The following is a 15908-nucleotide window of genomic DNA, read 5'->3' as shown; positions in this document are numbered from 1 at the left end:
GCTCTGAAAATCTGGCGCAAGTCTAGCCAAGCGCCGCGCCGCCACAAGGGGGTCAGCCCACGCGTGCCCGCCGCAGTTGCGTTTCCAGAAGACAAATCGACCACGCGATCAGGGCTGCCGCGAGCAGCTCCAGCAATTCTTCGTAGATCATTGCCGTTTCGATGATCGCCGGATCGAGGGTCAGCCCAAATTCCCCAAGCTTGCGCCCGATCCCGTCGATGCTCTTGGCGACGATGACAAATCCGACAGCACAGGCCCCGCACCAGGCCCAGGGGCGAAAGTGGCGCAGCCCTGACACGAACCCGGGCGCATTCAGTCGAAGCAATCGCAACAGTATCGTCAGCACCAGGAGCACAACCATCAGGCCCACTGCCTTTTCCCAGATCGGAGCGTCCCCGGAATAGAGCCGCAGTTGCAGGATGCCCTCGCTCAGGAACCGCTTGTCAAAATCGAGTTCCCGACTGCACAGCACTACAAACAGCGCCCAGACCTGCCAATGGGGTCCCAGGACCCGCGAGCGCGAGAAATAGATTACCATGACGGCACACAAGCCCCAGAGGGCTGCGGACACCTTTTCGACCGGACCATCCTCGTGCAGGCCTGCGCTGAACGGGCTGTAAAAGGTTGCGGACGCCCAGATGGCGACGCAGGCACAGACAGTCACCAGCACCGCAAATACAACCGGCGCAGGAAGAAACGAATCTGATGTGGACCGCTCTTGCGTCGCTGGTCGGGCAGAATGATCTGTAAAGGGAATGCGCACAATAGCTCCGGTCGCTTGCAAAGGACCCCTGATATTTGGTTGCGGAGCGCGGGGGTCAAGCACTTTGTAACGGTTTTGTGACGCTATTTACGTAACGGATGGTCTCCTGTTCTGGACAACAAAAAAAGAGCCGCGAAGGATCGCGGCTCTTTCAGAACTGTCCAGACCCTCCGGGCCGCAGCCCGGCAGGGGCCGTTGCGCTAGGTCGAAGGCTCCGGCTCCATATCGCCTTCCGGCGGGGATTTCTTGGGCTTTGCCTTCGGGATCGCGGTAACAGAGGTGGCCCCGGTATCCGCGTCATCATCGGCATCATCATCCGCCTGCGGCGGTTCGCCGTTCATCACGCGCTTGATCTCTTCACCGGTGAGGGTTTCATATTCCAGAAGCCCCTGCGCCAGACGCTCCCACCCTTCCTTGTGCTCTTCCAGGATTTTGTAGGCGCGCTGATAGGCCTCCTCGATGAAGCGGCGCACCTCTTCCTCGATCAGCTCCTTGGTATTGGCAGAGACCGAGAACCCGGCCGTGTTGCCAGAGTAACCCTCATGCGCTTCGGCGTAGTCGATATTGCCGACCTTGTCGGACATGCCCCAGCGCAGCACCATCGCACGGGCGAGCTGGCTGGCCTGCTGGATGTCACCCGCAGGGCCGTTGGAGACGTGGCCTTCGCCGTATTTGATGATCTCGGCAGCCTTGCCCGCCATGGTCATCGCCAGCTTCTGCTCACACTCGTCCTTGTGCCAGTTCAGACGGTCCATCTCCGGCAGGCTCACCACCATGCCAAGCGCACCGCCCCGGGGAATGATGGTCGCCTTATAAACCGGATCGCACTCGGGCAGCATCAGCCCGACCACGGCGTGGCCCGCCTCGTGATAGGCGGTCTTTTCCTTCTGGTCGGCCGTGAGCACCATCGAGCGGCGCTCCGCCCCCATCATCACCTTGTCCTTGGCGTTCTCGAAGTCTTCCATGGTGACAAAGCGGCGGCCGACACGCGCGGCCATCAGCGCGGCCTCGTTCACAAGGTTCGCAAGATCCGCACCGGAGAACCCGGGGGTGCCACGTGCGATGATGCGCAGATCCACGTCGGCGCCCAGCGGCGTCTTGCGGGCGTGCACACCGAGGATCTTCTCACGGCCTTTGATGTCGGGGTTGCCAACCGTCACGTTGCGGTCAAATCGACCAGGACGCAGCAAGGCCGGGTCGAGTACGTCCTTACGGTTGGTCGCCGCCAGGATGATCACGCCTTCATTGGCCTCGAACCCGTCCATTTCAACCAGCAGCTGGTTGAGGGTCTGTTCGCGCTCGTCATTGCCGCCGCCATAGCCGGCACCACGATGACGGCCCACCGCGTCGATCTCGTCGATAAAGACGATACAGGGCGCGTTTTTCTTGGCCTGCTCGAACATGTCACGGACGCGGCTTGCACCAACACCCACGAACATTTCGACAAAGTCGGAGCCGGAGATGGTGAAGAATGGCACACCGGCCTCGCCCGCGATCGCGCGCGCCAGCAGGGTCTTACCCGTACCCGGAGGGCCCACCAACAGCGCGCCTTTGGGGATCTTGCCGCCGAGACGAGAGAATTTCTGCGGATTGCGCAGGAATTCCACGATTTCTTCCAGCTCTTCCTTGGCCTCGTCGATGCCCGCGACGTCGTCAAAGGTGACGCGACCGTGCTTTTCGGTCAGCATCTTGGCCTTGGACTTGCCAAAGCCCATGGCACCGCCTTTGCCCCCGCCCTGCATGCGGTTCATGAAATAGATCCAGACACCGATCAGCAGCAGGAACGGCAGAAGCGTCAGCAGGAAGGACTGGAACGTCGACTGCTGCTGCTTTTCCGCGCGCACGGGGATGTTGTTGTCGATCAGCATCTGGGTGACTTCGGCGTCTCCCGGCTTGATCGTCGTGTAGCTCTGGCCGTCGGAGGTCGTGTAGCGCACCTGTTCGCCATCCAGCGTCACGGTGCTGACATTTCCGCCTTCAACGGAGGTCACGAATTCCGAATAAGTCTTCTCGCGGCTCTGAAGTGTGCTGCCGGATCCGCTGAACAGGTTGAACAGGGTCACGACGAGCAGGAACAGAACTACCCAGAAGGCGATATTGCGTGCGTTGCCCAAAATGGCTCTCCCAAGAATTCCAAGGACGCCACGGCCCTAGCACGCGACGACCATCAGTTGTACCTAAAATAAGGATGATTTGGTCAGGTTCAATGCGATAAAGCAGGCTGCGCCCATGTCTCGGGTCGTCGGATTGCCGCAGCAGACCAGGATTCGGTCGGCTGGAGCGGCGGAACGGCCACCAGCACATCGCCGCGCCAGACCGCTGGCAAGGTCACCAGCACCTCACGCGGGGCCCCGTGCCCGCGCCAATCCTCCAGCTGCGCCAAGCCGTCCGCCCCCAGAGCACGGACCTCGAAACCGGTACTCGTATCAGGCACAGGTCCTGTAATGCGCCAGGTCTCATCCCAACAGAGAGCCGCCGCCTCCGCCGGGTCCTCCGTCCCGGTCCAGGGCCGACGCAGATCGCGGACCGCCTGATACTCGCGGCAGATCCAGATATGATCGGTTTTCACCAGGATCTGACAGCCCTGCAACGTCGCCCCCCTGCCCCGGCCCAGCGCGCGCAGCGCGTCCATCAGCGGCACGCGTCGCGGCGGGTAGCCCTGCCCGGTCACATAAGAAACCGCGCCCACCAGCAGGCGGCGGGCGATCTCCTCCGCCAGGGCATTAAACCCTGACCGATCAAGCACTACTGCGCCCAAGCGGACCTGCCCCAGCGCCTGTGCTGCCTCTGTCACCTGGCGATCCAACGCCGCATCCGCCATGCGCATGTTGTCGGCCACCGCAGCAAGCGCCTCCACCGTCAATCCGAGCGGCTCCAGCGCTTTCATTGCATCGCGCACGCGCACCCGTTCGAATCGCAGGTCCTGATTGGAGGGATCGTCGATCCAGCCCAGCCCCCGCGCCTTGAGGTAGGCCCGCAGATCGTCACGGCGCAGCCCCAGCATGGGCCGCAGGATCGCGGTCCCGTCACGGGAATGTCGTCGCGGCATCGCAGAGAGCCCCGTCACCCCGGAGGCACGGCGCAGGCGCATCAACACGGTTTCCGCCTGATCGTCGGCTGTATGACCCACCGCCACCGCCGGGATGCCGCGGGATTGGGCCCAATCCGTCAGCAACCTGTATCGCGCATCGCGGGCCTCACCCTGCAGGTTGCCGCGACGCGCGTCATCGGGCTGCCAGCTCAGAATGTCGTGAGAGAGGCCAAGCGCATGGGCATGGGCCGCCACCTGCTCCGCCTCGGCCCGTGATTCGGCGCGCAACCCGTGATCCACGGTCACCACATGCAGCTGGGCCCCTTCCTCACGAGCGATGATTGCCAACATGTAGAGGAGTGCAAGGGAATCGCTGCCGCCCGACACCGCCACGCCCAGTGATCCGGGCACCGCCCCCAAGCCGGCCCGCACCTCGGCCAACAGAGCGTCTTCGGTGGGCGTCAAGAGCACGCCAGTTTGGATCGTTCCTCTTCCGCCGCGGTCACAGCCGGATCGTTGGGGAAGCGGACAGATACCTCCGCAAGGGTGATGCAGGCCTGGTCCACCTGACCGAGCCGACCCAAGGCCGCGCCCAGTTCATAGAGGGCTTCGGGGGCGATGGCGCCCGAGGTGTCGCCGGTGAAGGCAGCCAGATAGGCGCGTGCCGCTTCGCGGGTGTCGCCCAGACCATCAAGCGCCTTGCCGCGCCCGAAATCCACCTTTGCCGTCAACGGGCTGCCCGGGTAGGCCTCCTTGAAGGTCGCCAGCTTGTCGGCAGCCATCTGGTAGTTCTCTGCCTCGAGGTCGGTCATCGCGGCCTGATAGTCCGCTTCCTCGCCCACCGCGAGCTCGCCTGTCCCCGGTTCGGCGGTCTCGTCCGTGCCCGGTGCAATCACCGCCGTTTCGCCCAGTCCGGGCGCGCCCTCGCCCTCGACGGTGCCGCCCAGGGTCGTGGTTTCACCGAGTTGCGACAGGTCGCCCCCCTCAAGTTCCACGAGGCGGAACTCCAGATCCCCGATCCGGTTGGTGCCATCCTCGACGATACGCTGAATGCGATACTGCAGCTGCTCCGTCTGCGCGGTCAGCCGTTGCAGTTCCGCCTCGATCGCCGTCACCCGATCCAGCACCGAAGTGCCCGCCAGCGAGGCCGAAGGGGCACCGGTTGTGGACAGCTCCCGGTTCAGGCGCTGCACTTCCACATGCAGGACCGTCAGCTCCTGGCGGATGTCCGCAAGGGTCTGCTCGCGGTCCTGCGCGAAAGAGGGCATGGCGCTGGCCGCAACCAGTGCCGTTGAAAGGAGGATCTGTCGCAAACCACGCATCGGGGTCAGCTCACCGCGCCGCCGGCCAGCACCGTCACCGCGCGGCGGTTCTGGGCATAGCAGGTCTCGGCAGAACAGATCTCGATCGGACGTTCCTTGCCGTAGGACACGGTTTGAATACGGCTGGAGGCGACCCCTTGCGAGATCAGATATTCACGCGCCGAATTGGCCCGACGGGCGCCCAGCGCAAGGTTGTATTCGCGGGTGCCCTGCTCGTCCGCATGGCCTTCGATGGTCACGACGTAGTCCGGGTTGGCATTGAGCCAACGCGCCTGCCCGTCCAGCACCGAGCGTGCCGAGACAGAGATACTGGACTGATCGACCTCGAACAGGACACGGTCCCCGATCGCCTCGCGGAAGTAGGCCGGACTGGAGGGGTCCGCGGTGCTGCCATCCGCACCCAACCCCGTGCCACCTGCGCCGGCAGTGGTGTCATCCCAACGTGCGTCGGAACAGGCTGCGAGGGCCAGACCGGCCACCAGAAGAATTGCTTTGTTGATACTGCTCATTTGAAATCGCCTCATGTCATCGGACATTTCTTGTCGAAGTGTTAGCATAGTCTGTCTGGCCACGCCACGGGCTTGCACCAAGCGCGGCCAGACGGTTCATCAATCCTGCAACGGAGACCAGGACGGGTCGGAGGCGCCGTCCGGCGTCTTGACCGGTTTCAGGTTGCGCCCGGAAATATCCACTGAATAGAGCCGCGCCTGCCCGCTTGCCCCCTGCGTTTCGCGGGTGAACATGATCACGCGCCCGTTGGGCGACCAGGTCGGCCCCTCATCAAGGAAGGACGCGGTCAGCAGGCGTTCCTCGCTGCCATCGGTGCGCATCACGCCAATGTGAAACCGCCCCGCGTTCTGCTTTGTGAAGGCGATGTAATCCCCACGCGGCGACCAGACAGGTGTGCCGTAGCGCCCCTGGCCAAAACTGATCCGCTTGGCCTCACCGCCGCTGGCCGGCATCACATAGAGCTGCGAGGCCCCCGACCGGTCGCTTTCGAACACGACCTGGCTGCCATCCGGCGAGAACGACGGCGCGGTCTCGATCGATGGGGCACTGGTCAGGCGCTGGGTGCGGCCGGAGTTGATATCCATGGAATAGAGGTCGGTGTTGCCGCCTTCGGACTGCGAATAGACAACGGTCTGACCATTGGGCGCAAATCGAGGCGCAAAGCTCATGGTGCCGCTGCCTGCCGACAGCACCCGGCGCTGCACCCGCCCCACATCAAGCACATGGATCTGCGGGAAACCGCTCTCGTAGCTGGTGTAGAGCACCCTGTCCCCTGTGGGCGAGAATCGTGGCGCCAGCACGATCGACTCGGAGTTGGTCAGATACTGCACGTTGGCGCCGTCGTAATCCATGATCGCCAGCCGTTTCTTGCGGTCATTCTTCGGCCCGGTTTCAGAGACGAACACCACGCGGCTGTCGAAGTAGCCGCCCTCGCCCGTCAGGCGTGAATAGATCGTATCCGCCACCTTGTGGGCGATGCGGCGCCAGCCGTCGGTGGTACCGGAGAGTTGCAGGCCGGACCCCAGTTCCTGCCCGGCAAACACATCATAGGCGCGAAACCGCACGGTCAGGCGATCACCAGAGATGCTGACCGCGCCGGTGATCAGGGCCTGCGCATTGATTGCCTTCCAGTCGGTAAAGTTCACCGCCGCGTCAAAATCGCTGTAGGGCGAGATATAGGCGACCTTTGGGATCTCGCGAAACAGACCGGAGCCGGTCAGATCGGCGGCAATCACCCGCGCGATATCTGCCGCATACTGCGAGGCTGCAGGCGTGTCGGCGATGAAATCCGGCACCGCAAAGGGCAGCGGTTCGATCACGCCGTCGGTAATCTCGATCCTGAGCGGCCCGTCCTGTGCCTGCGCCGCCCCCACGGGCAGCAGCATCGCAAGGCCAAGGAGTAGTATCGCTATCGCGTTTCTCATCTGATCCGCATTCCTTCGGGGTTAAAAGTGAGCTCGACGTCTGTTGGCAAGTCCGCTTCCTCCGGGTTGTTCAGCAACCCTTGGGCGCCACATCGAATAATGGCGCGACGTACGGCCTCGTAAGCTTGACGCTCGGCCCCATCAGGCTCTGAATCCGGTGATAGGAGTTGAATCGAACTCAAAACAGGAACTGAGGAGCTCGATATTCGAAATCCCACTGTGATTTCAGCTCTGAGAGCCGCGGTTGAGAGCGAACCAACATTCCAACAACGTAAAATTCTCTTGTATGCTTCATCCGCGACACCATTCTCAGTCGCCACGGTTCCATCACCCGAGGTGTTATCTGCCTCTTCGATTTCTGCCGCACTCATTCCCGGGAGTATAATGGCCTTGTCAACGTGGATCACCCCATCCTTCAAGATGGTACCCTCAGACGTGACAGTCACACTTCCGCCCTCAATTAATAGCTCGCGGTCTTCAATGATAACGATATGAGCTTCCTGCCCCCAGCCGAGCTGCGGGAGAACACCAAACGCGGCCACTCCTAGGCAGGCAAAGGCTCCTCTAAATCGGTTCGCAGTCATCTGATCCGCATTCCTTCGGGGTTGAATGTCATCTCAATATCACGCCACTGCGCGTATTTGTCAGCCGGGAGATCAAATCCTTTTGATCCACAGCGGATGATTGCGCGGCGCGCGGCCTCATAGGCCTGTCTGGCAGAACTGTCGGAGCCGCCGGAACTGGACCGCATTCGGATCGATCCAATGTCGGGCACCCCGTCGCGCGACAGCGCCACGCTGACCACAACGGTGGTGCGCAGCGCCTCGCTGGACAGCGAGCCGACGTTCCAGCAGCGCGATACCGCAACCCGCAGTGCATCCATTTCTCCCGGCGTCATCGGTGGGCCGGAGGGTTCCGGGGCCTCGACCTCGCCCGTCCCGGCCAGCGCCTCTGCAAGCGCATCATCCACGGCGGAACTCTCGACCTCGGGGTTTGGTTCCACCACAGGGTCGGAATTTTCCGGCGCTGTTGCGGTCTCGACCTGCTCCGGCTCCGGTTCGGGGGCCGGACGCGCGGGACGCAGACGCGGCCGGACACTGGCCAGCGGCGCGGTCGGTTCGGCATCATCCGCCTCCGCCTCGGTCACGATGCGATCACTGGCGGCCTCCGGGGCGGTGGCCTCCTGCACCGGCTGATTGGCCTCGGCGCCGGCATCGGGTGCGACCTCTTCCTGAGCCACATCATCGACCTGGGTGTCCGGTTCCGGTGGTTGCACCGGCTCCGGCGCGACCCGATCCGTTGGCTGGGCGGTCTCCGGCTCTGCGGTCTGCGGCAAATCGGTCACGATGTCGGGCACATCCGGCGCGTCCGGCACCACTGTCGGCACCTCCGGTGTCGGCTCCGGCGCGGGCGGTTCCGGCTCCGCTTCGACTGCTGGCGCCTCGATCGGCTCCGGCTGTGCGGTGGGCGGTTCCGGCTCGGGCTGCGGCCGCTCGGGGATCGCGGGTGCGGTCTCGGCCACGCTGGGCGTGACCGGCGCAACCGGGTCCTCGGCCACCTCCGGCGCGGCCTGCTGCTCGCTCAGCCGCGCAAATTCCTCGGCGGAGATAATGGAGACGTCCTGACTCTGGAACGGCAGCGGGTCGGAGTGGAACCACCCGCCCACAAGCGCCCATGTGATCAGGATCCCATGGCCTGCTACAGAGATCTTCGTGCCGGTCTGCACATCATCACCCGTATCACTCGTCCGGTGCGGCAGGCCGCCCGTCGAGTGCTGGTCCGCCGGTGTCGGTCACCAGGCCCACATTGGCAAAGCCCCCGGCATTGAGCGCCCCCATCACCTGCATCACATCGCTATAGGCAATGGCGCCATCCGCACGCAGGTAGACCCGGTCCGAGGTGCGCTCCGCCGCGATCGCACGCAGGCGCGCGACCAGATCATCACGCGCGACCGGCGTGGTCTGGATCTGGATCTCGCCCGTAGCGGTCATGGTCACGGTCAGGGGTTCTTCGTCCTCGCCGGGCAAGGCGCCAGCGGCGGTTTTCGGCAATTCGACCGGGACGCCAACCGTCATCAGCGGCGCTGCCACCATGAAGATGATCAGCAGCACCAGCATCACGTCGACAAAGGGCGTCACGTTGATTTCCGCCATCGGCCGCGCCCGCGACCGCCGCCGACCACGTCGCCGCCCGCCGCCTGCGTCCTTCTGTTGTACGGCCGCACCCATGGCTCAGCTGTCCAACTGACGCGAGAAGATGGTGGCGAACTCATCGGCGAAGGCCTCGTAGCCGCCGATGATCCGGTCGGCATCCGCCGAGAGCTTATTGTAGAAGATCACTGCCGGAATTGCCGCCAAGAGCCCGAGCCCGGTGGCCAGCAGCGCCTCGGCGATGCCCGGCGCCACCACGGCAAGATTGGTGTTCTGCTGTTCCGCGATCTCGATAAAGGCATTCATGATGCCCCACACGGTCCCGAACAGACCGATGAAGGGCGCTGTGGAGCCCACGGTTGCCAGGATCTGCAAGCCGCTTTGCAATCCCTCGCTCTCCTTGGAGATCGCCACATCCATCGACCGGTCGATGCGGGCCTGCGCGCCGGGAATCAGAGCCCCATCGGTGCGGTGGCTGCGGCGCCACTCGGTCATGCCGGCGGCAAAGATACGCTCGGAATGGCCAGAGGGGTCTGGGCCGATGTCCTCGTACAGCTCATCCAGCGGGTTACCGGACCAGAAGGCACGCTCGAACACCTGCGCCTCGCGACGGGCGGACCTGTAGGTGATGAGTTTCTGGATGATGATCGACCACGACCAAATCGAGGCGACGATCAGCATGATCATCACGAATTTCACGGTCAGCGTCGCGCGCGCGAACAGCCCCCACATGGAGAAATCAATCTCCTGCGCCAGTGCCAGAGTTTCTGCTTCCATCTGCCTGCTCTATAGCCAGTTGCCACGTCGTTGTGCTTGCGCGGCCTAATTGGGGCGGACGCTAGCGCAAAACAAGCGACATTGCCAAGCAAACAGGGGCATTGTCGCCGATTGTTACAGGGATGCGCGAACTTCTGCCGGAAGCCGCACCGGTTTGCCGCTGTGCATATCCATGCAGACAGCTGTCACCCGGGCACGAAACAACTCGCGCCCGTCGCGCCGAACCACCTGCGACATGGTCAGCCGGGCCGAGGTCAGTTTCTCGGGCGCGGTCTCCACGATGAGTTCATCCTCGAACCGTGCTGGCGACAGGTAATCGGCCTCGATCCGCGTCACCACCCAGACGATGCCGGCGTCGCGCATGGCGTTTTGATCAACCCCTAGGCGACGGACATAGTCGCTGCGGGCGCGCTCGATGAACCGCAGGAAATTGGCGTGATAGACCACACCGCCCATATCGGTGTCTTCGTAATATACCGTGATCGGGAATTGGTGGGTCATGCCTCATCGCCCCGGGCATCCGACGGCGGCGCTTGCAGCCGCGCATAGAGTCGCAGCGCATGACTCGCATCCTGTGCCGCCACGGGCATCATCCGATCATAGGCGGCCGCAATCACCCCCGCGATCTCGGGGCGCAGGATCGTGTTGCCATTTTCCGGCAAGACCGCCAGCGGCGACACCTCCGCAAAGGCCTGCTCTCCCCACAGGAGCATCACCTGCACCGCCTGTGTCAGTGCGAGTGTTTCTGCCGGCACCTCCGCCATCGCGCCTTTCATGCGCAGAAAGACAAAGGCCGCCTGAATGGCACCCTGATCGTCAAAGCGAAACGCGCGATACTGGCTGGCATCCTCTTTCGCGAGGCGGTTCACCAGTGGCGCCAGCCCGGGGATCATCCGATCAAGGTCTGGGACCTCCAGAAGTTCTTCCCACTCCCGGAAGAAAAAGAACATGAGATTGGCGCCGAGCTCCGGATCGGTTTCCGCCATCTGATGCCCCGCCAGCGTGGCCATGGCCTCGACCGCGCCCTTCACGGTGACAAGCGTCTCGTCCGTCACGCCAAAGACGATGGGCGCGATCGGACGCCCCCAGCGCGCAAAGGCATAGGTGCCGTCCTCGCGGGTGAAAAGCGCTTCGATTTCCTCTGGCAGCAGGAGTGCGGACATGCGCGGCCTCGTCATTTCATTCGCTCGTCGGGCGTTTGTACGGACCTGCCCGGGGCGGAGCAAGGGGAGAAGTCCCGTGCCGCTCCGTCACGCCTCCTGCGCGAGATAAGCGCCCCATTTGCGTTCAAACGCCGCGCCGGCATCAATGCCCTGCCAGTCCGCAAACAACAGCAGGAACCCAAGAAGGTCGGCGACCTCGTTCTCCAGATCGGCTTTGCTGCCATCCTTGCGTGTCTGCCCCGCAAGGCTCAGATAGGCAGAGGCCACCTCGCCCAGTTCTTCGGTCATCTTGCCCAGATACCACGCGGCATCCCGCTCGATCCCGAAGCGCTGCGCGTAAAGTGCGCTCACCCGCTTGGCGACGGCGGTCAATTGGTCAAGGTCCTGCATCCTGCGCTCCTGTACTCAGTCAAAGAGGTCGCCGTGCGACTTGGGAGGCGCAAGGCCCAGATGCTGCCACGCCTTTTGCGCCAGCATCCGCCCGCGCGGCGTGCGCTGGATCAGCCCTTGCTGCAGCAGATAGGGCTCGATCACCTCCTCCAGAGCGTCGCGGCTTTCGCTCAGCGCGGCGGACATGGTCTCGATCCCGACGGGACCGCCACCATAGTTCTCGGCCACCAGACGCAGATACCGTCGGTCCGCGCCATCAAGACCCAGCTGATCCACCCCGAGCCGCGTCAGCGCGCCATCGGCCAGCTCCTGGGTGATCGTTCCATCGCCCTCGACAACCGCAAAGTCCACCACGCGGCGCAAGAGCCGCCCGGCGATCCTTGGGGTGCCGCGGGCGCGCCGCGCGATCTCCCGCGCCCCGGCGTCATCCGCAGGGGCCCCCAGCTTGCGCGCGTTCCGGCTGACGATCTCGAACAGCTCATCCACGGTGTAGAACTGCAGCCGTGTCGGGATGCCAAACCGATCTCGCAGCGGCGTGGTCAAAAGCCCCATGCGCGTTGTTGCCCCCACCAGTGTGAAAGGCTGCAACTCGATCCGCACCGTCCGTGCCGCCGGCCCCTCGCCGATCACCAGATCCAGCTCGAAATCCTCCATCGCCGGATAGAGCACCTCCTCAACGGCCGGGTTCAGACGGTGGATTTCATCGATGAACAACACATCGCGCGCCTCAAGATTGGTGAGGATCGCGGCCAGATCGCCCGCCTTTGCAAGCACCGGCCCGGAGGTCATGCGAAAGTTCACGCCCAACTCGCGCGCCACAATCTGCGCAAGCGTCGTTTTACCAAGCCCCGGCGGGCCGTGAAACAGGGTGTGATCCATCGCCTCGCCGCGCCGGCGGGCAGATTCGATAAACACCCGCAGGTTGGCGCGGGCTTCCGCCTGACCGATGAATTCACCAAGGCCCTGCGGACGCAGGGCGCGGTCGTTGTCTTCGGGCAGCGGCTCGGGGCGCAGGGTGGGGTCCGCGTCAATCATTCACTCGTTCCCTCAGTCTTTGGGCGCCAGCAGGCGCAGCGCCGCGCGGATCAGCCCTGCCTCGCCTGCGTCGGGATTGTCGGCCGCCGCCTCAGCCACCGCACTTGCGGCATCAGAGGGGCCATAGCCGAGGTTGCCCAATGCCGACAGTGCGCCCGCCGATGCCGCCGCCGCGCCGGTCGGAGCTTTGGGGGCGGCTTTGCGTGCGGGCTTCACCGGCGCCTCCGAGGCGGGTTCGACCACCGCGTCGAGATCCGGCCCGTCCAGTGCCTCTGTGATCGTGCCCCCCATCGCCATCACCGACGGCGCCTTGTCCTTCAGATCCAGCACAATCCGCTGCGCGGTCTTGGGGCCGACCCCTTTGGCCGCTTTCACCGCCGCCCAATCCCCCAGCGCAATCGCGCGGCTCACACCTTCGGGACCAAGCGCACTCAGGATCGCCAGCGAAACCTTGGCCCCCACTCCCTGTACCGAGGTCAGCAGGCGATGCCATTCCTTTTCCACCAGCGAGGTGAAGCCAAAGAGCTGCATCAGATCCTCGCGTACCAGCAGTTCCGTATAAAGCTGCACCGCCTCCCCCGCCGTGGGCAGGCTGGCCAGCGTCCGGTCCGAGCAGTAGACGATGTAGCCCACGCCGCGCACATCGATCATCACATGATCGGGCGCCCTGTAGTCGAGCCGGCCGGTCAGTTTGCCGATCATGCGCGTACCTCTTTCAGTTGCCGCTGGTTGCTGCCCCCGTAATAGGCGTGACAGATGGCGATCGCCAGTGCGTCTGCCGCATCCGCCCCCTTGGGGGCGCAGCCGGGCAATTGCAGCTTGACCATATGCAGCACTTGTTCCTTCTCGGCATGCCCCACCCCGACCACGGTCTTCTTGACGCGGTTGGGTGCATATTCGCCGGTGGGCAGTCCGGCCTTGGCCAGGGTCAGCAAGGCCACGCCGCGCGCCTGACCCAGCTTCAGCGTCCCGGCACCATCCTTGTTGACGAAGGTCTGCTCGATCGCGGCCTGATCCGGCTGATAGGCGGCTATGATCTCGGTGACCTGATTGTGCAGCGACAACAGCCGCTCTCCCAGATCATCACCGTCAGAGTGACACAGACCGTTGGCAACATGGCTGAGACGCGCGCCATTTGATTCGATGACGCCCCATCCAAGGGTCCTGAGCCCCGGATCGATCCCTAGTATTCGCATCTCACCGCCCGATCTGTCGTTGTGTTTTTTACGGATTGTAAACCCAGCTAGCACAAAACACGAACACAACCAATCGCTTTCCTGCGGCGGGCCGCGCTCTGGTTCCTCGATTGCACCCGTAGCAGACGGGCTAGCGCAGCCCAAAAGCGCCTGGAAACGACATCCCGAAATACGACGCCGACAGATTTCCGCGATTCACCGGAAACATGACGAAACCCCTTATTTACATACCTCAAAGCTATGCGAAAACTGCATGGGACACATGCAAAAATTGCGCTTGTGAGCCGCGAAAAGCGTCTCTATCTGCCGCTCATCGCACTGATGCGACAAACCTGAACTCGAATGAGAGAGAACGTGGATATGGCTGTACTCGACACCACCCGCACCGCCCAAGGCACCACCGGCCTGATCGGCCGTATCGGCGCTCTTGTGAATACGCTGATCGCCACCGTCGCCGTCTGGAATGACGCGCGCATGACCCGCAAGGCGCTTGGCGCGCTGTCCGACCGCGAGCTGTCCGACATCGGGCTCAACCGCGGCGATGTTGACAGCATCGGCATGGATTCCCCGCTGGTCTGAAACAGACGCCGGTCCGTGCGCGGGCCCCGGATGGATACAAACGCGACGCCGCCCATCGGAGAGGTTCCGGGGCGGCGTTTTTGTTCGCTGGCTCGACTGTCTTCGCTCGACCGTCTTCGACCGGGCGTCGTCCCGATCAGCGCAGATTCAGCGCAAATACGGAACCAGATGCGAGGCAATTGCGGTCGAAATCGGGTCGGCCTGCATCAGGAAGGCACCGCCCTGTTCCACCGCGGTGCCGCGGCTGAGTTTCTGCACACGTTCATCGTAGCTGCTGTAGCCAAGCGATGCGATCAGGAAGCCTTTGAATACCAGAATGGCTGTCAGGAACAAAATGAGGGAGCGCAGGGTGACCTTGGAGCGCACGACCTTGCGCGGCTCGACAACGATCAGCCCGTCTGCGCGCATCTTGGCTGTGTAGCCCTGGCTCATCTGCAAGCTCTTACGGTCCAGCCGACGGAGTCGGTGGCGAAACTCTGCGTGTTGGTCGCTCATTGCGAAACTCCGAACTGGCCCCCACCAGCGGATGGAAAGAAGTTAAGCTTGAATTGTGACCAAAGGAAGGCAGATCGCTAAAACTCTATTAAACTGGCCCGGTATCGCCGTTTACCTCTGCAAGATCAGCGTCGTCCACTCACCAATCTCTGCGCGTTGGACCAGATTGACCCCGTTTTGCGCATAAACGGCGATCACGTCATCGGCCTGATCGTTCAGGATACCGGACAGAATCGCATATCCGCCCGCACGCAGATGCGCCGCCATGTCCGGGGCAAGTGCCACCAGCGGACCTTTGAGGATATTGGCGAAGATCAAGTCATATGGCGCGCTTTCCTTCAGGGCCGGTGCATCGAAGCCTGCCGCCTCAAGACATTGCACCGCGCCCTTCATGCCGTTGGCGTCCATATTGGCCTCGGCCACATCAACTGCAACTTCGTCGATGTCACTTGCAAGAACCCGTGCCTGCGGCCAGACCCGCGCCGCCGCCATGGCAAGGACCGCCGTGCCACAGCCGATGTCCACGACCTTCTCACCTTCGAACCCCGTGCCGATCAGGTGATCCAGCGCCTTGAGGCAGCCCAGGGTGGTACCGTGATGGCCGGTGCCAAACGCCATCGCCGCCTCGATCAGCAAGGGAATCTTGTCCCCGGGCAGCTTGTCGGCATCGTGGCTGCCGTAGACAAAGAAACGGCCCGCCTCGACAGGCGCCAGTTCGCGACGCACATGCGCCACCCAGTCCGTCTCGGGGAGTTCCGAGACCGCAAAGGGTTTCGCCCCGTGCAGCGTCGCCAGCAGGGCCAGCCCCGCCTCGTCCGGAGCTTCGGTGAAATAGCCCCCCACTTCCCAGAGCCCCGAGTCATCCTCGACCTCGAAGACGCCGACCCCAGTCGGCTCCGGGTTGAGCCGCTCCATTGCCTCGCCCAGCGCCTCGGCCTGGGCTTTTCCGGTCAGCGTGGTGAGGGCGGTGAAGGTGGGCATGGAGGGTCTCCGAAAGAACTGGGCGCACAGGGCGCGGGCTGGATCAGCGCCTACGCGAGCCTTGCATGCAGGGTCAAGAGGCAGCAGGGGCT

At 63.5% G+C, this 15908-nt stretch carries 19 protein-coding genes; 1 reads left to right on the top strand and 18 read right to left on the bottom strand.

Annotation, left to right across the window (positions count from 1 at the left end; genetic code table 11):
* Positions 1 to 52: 52 nt before the first annotated feature.
* The 16 genes from ACXAF5_RS05020 to ruvC form a co-directional block, all read right to left on the bottom strand.
* Positions 53 to 670: a hypothetical protein gene (locus ACXAF5_RS05020; RefSeq protein ID WP_474945763.1), complete on the bottom strand. Its 618-nt coding sequence runs from the start codon at positions 668 to 670 to the stop codon at positions 53 to 55.
* A gap of 293 nt (positions 671 to 963) precedes the next feature.
* Complete coding sequence (gene ftsH / locus ACXAF5_RS05015) at positions 964 to 2877, bottom strand: ATP-dependent zinc metalloprotease FtsH (RefSeq protein WP_239324855.1); 1914 nt, start codon at positions 2875 to 2877, stop codon at positions 964 to 966.
* Between the two features lie 89 nt (positions 2878 to 2966).
* Positions 2967 to 4265, bottom strand: coding sequence for a tRNA lysidine(34) synthetase TilS (gene tilS / locus ACXAF5_RS05010; RefSeq protein WP_474945762.1), 1299 nt, complete (start codon positions 4263 to 4265; stop codon positions 2967 to 2969).
* Positions 4256 to 5116 (bottom strand): tetratricopeptide repeat protein, encoded by an 861-nt coding sequence (locus ACXAF5_RS05005; protein ID WP_474945761.1) that lies wholly within the window; start codon positions 5114 to 5116, stop codon positions 4256 to 4258. Before ACXAF5_RS05005 ends, tilS begins: the two co-directional genes overlap by 10 nt.
* A 5-nt stretch (positions 5117 to 5121) precedes the next feature.
* Positions 5122 to 5625 (bottom strand): peptidoglycan-associated lipoprotein Pal, encoded by a 504-nt coding sequence (gene pal, locus ACXAF5_RS05000; RefSeq protein WP_474945760.1) that lies wholly within the window; start codon positions 5623 to 5625, stop codon positions 5122 to 5124.
* 99 nt (positions 5626 to 5724) lie between these two features.
* Complete coding sequence (tolB, locus tag ACXAF5_RS04995; protein ID WP_239363579.1) at positions 5725 to 7050, bottom strand: Tol-Pal system beta propeller repeat protein TolB; 1326 nt, start codon at positions 7048 to 7050, stop codon at positions 5725 to 5727.
* On the bottom strand, positions 7047 to 7634 hold the full coding sequence (locus ACXAF5_RS04990; RefSeq protein ID WP_474945759.1) for a hypothetical protein: 588 nt from the start codon (positions 7632 to 7634) through the stop codon (positions 7047 to 7049). The genes tolB and ACXAF5_RS04990 overlap by 4 nt, the downstream gene beginning before the upstream one ends.
* Entirely contained in the window at positions 7631 to 8776 is a 1146-nt protein-coding gene (locus tag ACXAF5_RS04985) for an energy transducer TonB (RefSeq protein WP_474945758.1), read from the bottom strand. The genes ACXAF5_RS04990 and ACXAF5_RS04985 overlap by 4 nt, the downstream gene beginning before the upstream one ends.
* Positions 8777 to 8789: 13 nt before the next feature.
* Complete coding sequence (tolR, locus tag ACXAF5_RS04980) at positions 8790 to 9278, bottom strand: protein TolR (RefSeq protein WP_474945757.1); 489 nt, start codon at positions 9276 to 9278, stop codon at positions 8790 to 8792.
* A 3-nt stretch (positions 9279 to 9281) separates the two neighbouring features.
* Positions 9282 to 9977, bottom strand: a complete 696-nt coding sequence (gene tolQ, locus ACXAF5_RS04975) for a protein TolQ (protein WP_239363582.1) — start codon at positions 9975 to 9977, stop codon at positions 9282 to 9284.
* 114 nt (positions 9978 to 10091) lie between these two features.
* Entirely contained in the window at positions 10092 to 10478 is a 387-nt protein-coding gene (gene ybgC / locus ACXAF5_RS04970; protein WP_474945756.1) for a tol-pal system-associated acyl-CoA thioesterase, read from the bottom strand.
* Complete coding sequence (locus ACXAF5_RS04965; RefSeq protein ID WP_474945755.1) at positions 10475 to 11140, bottom strand: hypothetical protein; 666 nt, start codon at positions 11138 to 11140, stop codon at positions 10475 to 10477. Before ACXAF5_RS04965 ends, ybgC begins: the two co-directional genes overlap by 4 nt.
* A gap of 87 nt (positions 11141 to 11227) precedes the next feature.
* Positions 11228 to 11530: a nucleoside triphosphate pyrophosphohydrolase family protein gene (locus tag ACXAF5_RS04960; protein ID WP_474945754.1), complete on the bottom strand. Its 303-nt coding sequence runs from the start codon at positions 11528 to 11530 to the stop codon at positions 11228 to 11230.
* 15 nt (positions 11531 to 11545) lie between these two features.
* Positions 11546 to 12565 (bottom strand): Holliday junction branch migration DNA helicase RuvB, encoded by a 1020-nt coding sequence (ruvB, locus tag ACXAF5_RS04955; RefSeq protein WP_474945753.1) that lies wholly within the window; start codon positions 12563 to 12565, stop codon positions 11546 to 11548.
* 12 nt (positions 12566 to 12577) lie between these two features.
* Entirely contained in the window at positions 12578 to 13267 is a 690-nt protein-coding gene (ruvA, locus tag ACXAF5_RS04950) for a Holliday junction branch migration protein RuvA (protein ID WP_474945752.1), read from the bottom strand.
* Positions 13264 to 13761: a crossover junction endodeoxyribonuclease RuvC gene (gene ruvC / locus ACXAF5_RS04945; protein WP_239324885.1), complete on the bottom strand. Its 498-nt coding sequence runs from the start codon at positions 13759 to 13761 to the stop codon at positions 13264 to 13266. The genes ruvA and ruvC overlap by 4 nt, the downstream gene beginning before the upstream one ends.
* A 360-nt stretch (positions 13762 to 14121) precedes the next feature.
* Here ruvC and ACXAF5_RS04940 point away from each other — a divergent pair, with 360 nt between their 5' ends.
* Positions 14122 to 14340: a DUF1127 domain-containing protein gene (locus tag ACXAF5_RS04940; RefSeq protein ID WP_239324887.1), complete on the top strand. Its 219-nt coding sequence runs from the start codon at positions 14122 to 14124 to the stop codon at positions 14338 to 14340.
* Between the two features lie 147 nt (positions 14341 to 14487).
* On the opposite strand, the gene ACXAF5_RS04935 is transcribed toward ACXAF5_RS04940, so the two are convergent.
* Both ACXAF5_RS04935 and ACXAF5_RS04930 read right to left on the bottom strand, forming a co-directional pair.
* On the bottom strand, positions 14488 to 14835 hold the full coding sequence (locus ACXAF5_RS04935; RefSeq protein WP_474945751.1) for a hypothetical protein: 348 nt from the start codon (positions 14833 to 14835) through the stop codon (positions 14488 to 14490).
* Positions 14836 to 14946: 111 nt separating this feature from the next.
* Positions 14947 to 15816 (bottom strand): 50S ribosomal protein L11 methyltransferase, encoded by an 870-nt coding sequence (locus tag ACXAF5_RS04930; RefSeq protein WP_474945750.1) that lies wholly within the window; start codon positions 15814 to 15816, stop codon positions 14947 to 14949.
* Positions 15817 to 15908: the final 92 nt, after the last annotated feature.

The organism is Epibacterium sp. ABV4_022 (genome assembly GCF_056159345.1).
This window is presented reverse-complemented; position numbering and strand designations above follow the sequence as displayed.